Genomic DNA, 5,425 nt, shown 5'->3' with positions numbered 1-5,425 from the left:
ACATCATCTCCACGTAGGTTTTGCCAAAACCACCGTCTTCTGGGTTCGCAAAATGGAAATTCTTTACGCCTGGGTAGCTTGAAAGATAGTCTTGCACTGCCTGCTGCAAAATACCGTTGCCTTTTCCGTGGATAATGCTGAAATTCCTAAAATTCTGCATTGCACACAAATCCAGCTGTTTTTGCAAGACTTTTATCGCTTCTTCCTCACGCATTCCTAGCAGACGGAGTTCGAACTGCGGAGTTTGCGAACCGCCGGATTTTGTAAAAATCGAATTTTCGTCATCAAAATCTTTTGCAAGTTCCACAGAATAATTTGCCTTTGTCGAAGCTGTGCTTTCCGGAACGCCCAGCAAAACAAGGTCTTTCTGCTTAAAAATCATTCGCATTGAGCCTAGTTGCACTGTCCAGACGCCCGCTTTTTCTTCGCGCACAAGAACTCCGCGTGTGCGGGCTTTGCCAGCGAGAACTTCCGCACCTTCAACAAACTGCGGGGCAGGGCGGGCAATAGTTTTTTTCTGCTTCGGGGTGAGTGAGAGAATTTCTTCGTCGCTGTAAGTTGCCTTTGCGCTTGCAAGGGCTTCTTTGTTGCTGAGCTTTTTTCGGGTAGATTTTTTTGATGATGAATGAGAGCCGTCTTTAATAGAAGAAATTTTCATTCCGTTTTCGGTAATCAGAACGCTTTCCCGGTATGAGTCTTCAATTCGCTTGTCAAGATCTTTCTGAGCTTCCTCAATCTGCGCCCTTTCTTCTTCCAGACTAAGTTCCTGCTCATCAATATCTTCTGTCAAGTCGTTTATGAATTTTCGTACTTTTAGAGTCTTTTCTCTGGTGATTTCGCCCTCGCGAAGTTCACGCACAAGATTTTCGAGAGTCTTTCGTGTTTCTCTCAAGAATCTTGATTCATTTTGATGCTCGCGCTCTTTTAGCTCGTTTTCTTTTTGGCGGAGACGGATTTCTTTTTGCTCAAATCGGAACAATTTGTCTTTGAGCGATTTTTCGGTCTGAACGAATTCCTGTTCCCGCCGTGCAAGTTCCGCGTGCTTGAGCGTAAGTCCTTTTATGAGCGTGCTAACGTCCGCCTGCTGATTGTTGATATATGATTTTGCCTTTGCCACCGTTGACGAAGGAAGTCCTGAGCGTTTTGCAATGTCAAGAGCGTGGCTTTCGCCCGGAACGCCCATCAAAAGGCGGTAAGTTGGCGAAAGAGTGTTGTCGTCAAATTCCGCGCTTGCGTTTACGCAAAACTGATTCGTGTAGCCGTAATTTTTTAAGATTCCGTGGTGCGTCGTGACCAAAACGAACGAATGCTTTTCGATTAACGCGTCCAGAGCCGCCATTGCAATGGCTCCGCCTTCCTGCGGGTCGGTGCCGCTTCCAAGTTCGTCCAAAAGCACGAGAGATTTTTCGTTTGCATGTTTTACCGCCGCCGCAATGTTTTTCATGTGCGCGCTGAACGTAGAAAGCGACTGGTCGATTGACTGCTCGTCACCGATGTCCGCAAAAATCGAGTCAAAAATCGGGAGACGTGTTCCTTCCGCTGCCGGGAGCGGAAATCCGGCCTGATTGAGCATCGAGAACAATGCGAATGTTTTTATCGTAACGGTTTTTCCGCCGGTGTTCGGTCCTGTGATAATCAGAATATTTTTGCCCGAAAGAAATTTTATGTCGATTGGAACTGCCTTGCTTCCCAAAAGCGGGTGGCGTGCTTGCAAAAGTTCAGGGGCAAGGTCCTCTTCCGTGTCGAGCGCGTAAACGCACAGATTTTCGCTTCCCCAGCGTGCCGCCGCATAAGTTTCGTCCAAAAGCGACATGATTTGAAGGGCATATTTTAGCTGATGATAAAACGGATGAATGTTCGCCGTTAAATCCGTAAGGATTTTTCGTGTTTCCTGCTGAAGATGGAATTCTTCCTGAATCAGCTCGTTGTTTTTCCGAACCACGTCCTCCGGCTCAATGTAAAGGGTTCGGCCGGAAGCGCTCACTTCGTGCACGATTCCCGAAATTCGGTTCCGCTGCGAGGCCTTTACCGCGATTACTTGCCTGTCCGCCCTGAACGCCGGAACGTTCGATTCCAGAGCGTCGTTCAACGTAGTGTCGCTCGTGTATTTTCTTAACGCTGAATTTATTTCTGCCTGAATCGAAGTGATTTTTGCCTTTATTTCGCGCAGTGCCGGAATGTCTTTCATTGTGCCGTCAGTGTCCACGACTCGCGAAATAAAATTCACGCTCTGCTGCAATTCGCTGAACGGAAGTTTTTCGGTCAAATCCAGCAAATCTTTTATTGCAAGCTGCTTTGAGGCCGTTTTGATTGTCGAGTAAACGTCGAGTGAAGAATGACAGAATCCCAGAATCGCTGCCATTTGGCTAAGTTCAAGAGTTGAGCCTTCAGCTTTCAGCACTCTCAAAAACGAATAAATTTCCTGCCAGGAGTGCAAGCTGACCGGTTCTTTTGATGTGATTGCCCGCTGCCATTGTGAGCTTAGAGTTTTTAGGCGGTCAATTTCCTCTTTTTGTTCGTTCGTAAGCGGTTCACGCCTTAAAAGTTGATTTTTTCCTTCCTCGCTTACGCAGTATCCTGAGATTTTTTCGCGTATTCTGTAAAACGCCAAATCTTCCAAAGTTTTTCTGTGCATATTTTTTGTTGTCTCTGATTCCGTGTTGATTTTAGCTTTGGCTACTACAACGAATCCTAAATAAATAGTCATTCTGAACCATGCGCAACACAGTTGCTAAAAATTGCAATGCGATTTTTTAACGCTCCCTATGTCTCAGAATCTCTAAATATAGATGCTGAAACAAGTTCAGCATGACTCTTATTTCTTATTCGTTATACTAGTTCGGCATGACGATTAATTTTTATTCGGTGTGCTAGTCTTCCCACGAGCCTGTCAGAATTTCCTCGCGGATTCTTAGGTAGCTTTCAAATCTTGGCTCGGTGATTTCGCCTGCATAAACGGCTTCCTGAATCTTGCAGCCAGGTTCCCTGTCGTGCTTGCAGCTCACGCCGAATTTGCATTTTCCCAAAAGCGGTTTGATTTCCCTAAAGTACAGTCCCAAATCTTCGGCCTGAATGTCGTGAAGAACGAAACGTCTTACTCCAGGTGTGTCGATTATTGAGGCATAAGCGTTCTGGATTCCTCCTACAATCGACTCGTTAAGGTGAAGGTGCATCAAAGTGCCTTTTGTTGTGGTATGCGTTCCTCGCCCGTACTTTTGGCTGAGGCTTCCGGTTTTTAGGACGCAAGAGTTGTCGAGAACGTTCACGAGAGAAGATTTTCCCACGCCCGACTGACCGACTAGCGCGCTGAGTTTTCCGTTAATCAATTCTGCAAGCTCGGTAAGTCCTTCGCCAGTTTTTGCGGAGACTCTGATGACTCTGTAGCCCAAGTCCTCCCAAATCGTTAGCCGTTCCTGAAAATCAGGATCCTGCGCGGCTTCCAAATCATATTTGTTCACGAGGATTACTGGCGTAAGGTTTTCGTATTCGGCCTGAGCCAGTTCCCGGTCTATGAATCTTGCCCTGAACGGTGGTTCGTCCGGCGTGGTCACAAGGATTATGTAGTCGAGATTTGCCGCAAGAAGCTGTGGTGCGCGGCCTTTTACGTTCCAGCGAACGAATTCGTTTTTTCGCGGTACGAGAGAGAGAATCTGACCTTTTTCGTCGTTAAGGCTGTCTACTTCGATTTCTACCACGTCGCCCGGCGCAAGTGGATTGTAATATTTTGTGCTGACTTTTAGTCGTTTGCTTTTTAACGTGCACTGGCGGACTATCGGGTTGCCGTCTTCGTCTTTGTCCCCGCACTCAACTTCAAAAGTGTTGTTGCTTCCGCTGAGAACTGTTCCTGTTAAGGATGAACTTTCCGAGTTTGATACTGAATCTTCCATATATCAATACATTATAAAGTGCTTTTGAGTTTTGCTCAACGGACGAACAAAACTGTAATGCGGAATTGCACGGAGTCTTACGGGCAGCAATCCTGTCATTCCGACATACGCTAAAACCGTGGTAGTATACATTCATGAACGAAAAGGAGAAGGCAGGGCTGAAATTGCGGAAAAAATGCTCAAGAAAAATAGAATGACAATAGAAGAGGTTTCCGAAATGACTGAGCTTCCGCTGGAAACTGGCAGCTGAACGATATTTATATCCTGCTCATTGCAGACAACTCCGATTCGCTCATCTCCCAGTCGTCCGAAAACGTCGCTGTTGCCTTCCCTTTGAATTTGCCGAACTCGCGCTTTTTGGGGTGAACAGACTGCCTCTCATTCATTTTTTCAAGCGAAAGCACAAGATTATAAACAATCATCTGTTGTTCAGCCGTCAATGTTGCGTAGCTTTTTTCTAAAACTGCATACGACATTTTTTGCCTCCCTTATCATCCGTATTGCATACAGTATACAACACTTTCGGAAGAATTGCACGGCACACAATCGCTCGCTCATCTCCCCCGCGCGGGCGGTTACGCTCGTGGGCACGGGGAGCATCGCAGGGCTTAAGCAGGCCGCTAAGAAATTCGCTCAGGCTGTCGCAAAGATGGGGGTGAACGCTTTTCTTCTGATTGTCTCTATGGTGCAGTTCGGAACGGCGACGGTCAAGGGCGTGAAGGTCTGGCTGAGTAAGAAGACGAGTGCAAAAGAAAACGCTGGCGTAAATTCCGGCACGCAGCGTTCCCGTACTGTTATTGACAACGGTCTGAATGCAAAGAAATGGGCTGGGAAGAAGGTTGAGGAGCTGCCTGAAACAGCAGTAAAAGGATCTAAAACTAATATTGATACTGTTGTAAGAATCGAATCTTTTACGCCTCCAGGTTCATCAAAACCTATAGAAATTTATACAGATGGATTCTCAAGAGTGCCTAAGGGAAAGATAGATATTTATGCCAGAGGGCATGTGAAGAAACCAGTAAATTATGATATACGAAAAGAAATAATAAAACAATTTGAAAAAATGCAAAATGAGAATCCTGAGAAAATTACAAAACAAATGCAAAGAGAAAATGCAACCTAGAAACGAGAGATTCATAATTATGAGAGAGCTTTAGGAAATGGAAGCTCATTGGAAAAAGCTGGCATTCCTGATACACCTGAAAATAACGAAATGATTGCAAAAGTATTATTGTCCTTTTACAAACGTTTTAGTGCGTCTGAAAGTTGACGGAAAAAGGATAGCAATATATATTAAATGGAACGGGGACGCTTGCAAAAAGAGCGACCGCCTCCGTTAAGCTAAGTATAAAACCCGCCCTCGAAAGTTGTCAGCTTTGGGCGGGCTTTTTTATGCTCTAAGTCCTATTTTTTCAGGAAAGAGAGCAGTTCTATAACAAGAGTGATAATTGCGATGATTAACATCGCCGTTTCGTACTCTGTCACAGACGCCTCCTTCATTCATGAGAAATCGGAGGCAAGCCGCCGCAAATCGCAAA

General features: G+C 45.6%; 4 protein-coding genes. 1 reads left to right on the top strand and 3 read right to left on the bottom strand.

Annotated elements, in window-relative coordinates:
* From JI65_RS16260 to JI65_RS16250, 3 genes are all read right to left on the bottom strand, one after another.
* The coding region (locus JI65_RS16260; protein ID WP_242457281.1) for an endonuclease MutS2 at positions 1-2,707 on the bottom strand (2,707 nt) is incomplete at its 3' end.
* Positions 2,708-2,870: 163 nt separating this feature from the next.
* Positions 2,871-3,887, bottom strand: a complete 1,017-nt coding sequence (gene rsgA, locus JI65_RS16255) for a ribosome small subunit-dependent GTPase A (RefSeq protein ID WP_191018217.1) — start codon at positions 3,885-3,887, stop codon at positions 2,871-2,873.
* A 257-nt stretch (positions 3,888-4,144) separates the two neighbouring features.
* Positions 4,145-4,363: a hypothetical protein gene (locus JI65_RS16250; protein WP_191018216.1), complete on the bottom strand. Its 219-nt coding sequence runs from the start codon at positions 4,361-4,363 to the stop codon at positions 4,145-4,147.
* A gap of 107 nt (positions 4,364-4,470) precedes the next feature.
* Between JI65_RS16250 and JI65_RS16245 the strand changes: the two genes are divergently transcribed.
* Complete coding sequence (locus JI65_RS16245; protein ID WP_191018215.1) at positions 4,471-5,010, top strand: hypothetical protein; 540 nt, start codon at positions 4,471-4,473, stop codon at positions 5,008-5,010.
* Positions 5,011-5,425: the final 415 nt, after the last annotated feature.

The organism is Treponema zioleckii (assembly GCF_014737315.1).
In the GTDB taxonomy this organism is placed as follows: domain Bacteria; phylum Spirochaetota; class Spirochaetia; order Treponematales; family Treponemataceae; genus Treponema_D; species Treponema_D zioleckii.
Note: the sequence above shows the minus strand (reverse complement) of the source record. Positions and strands in the feature narration are given on the sequence as shown.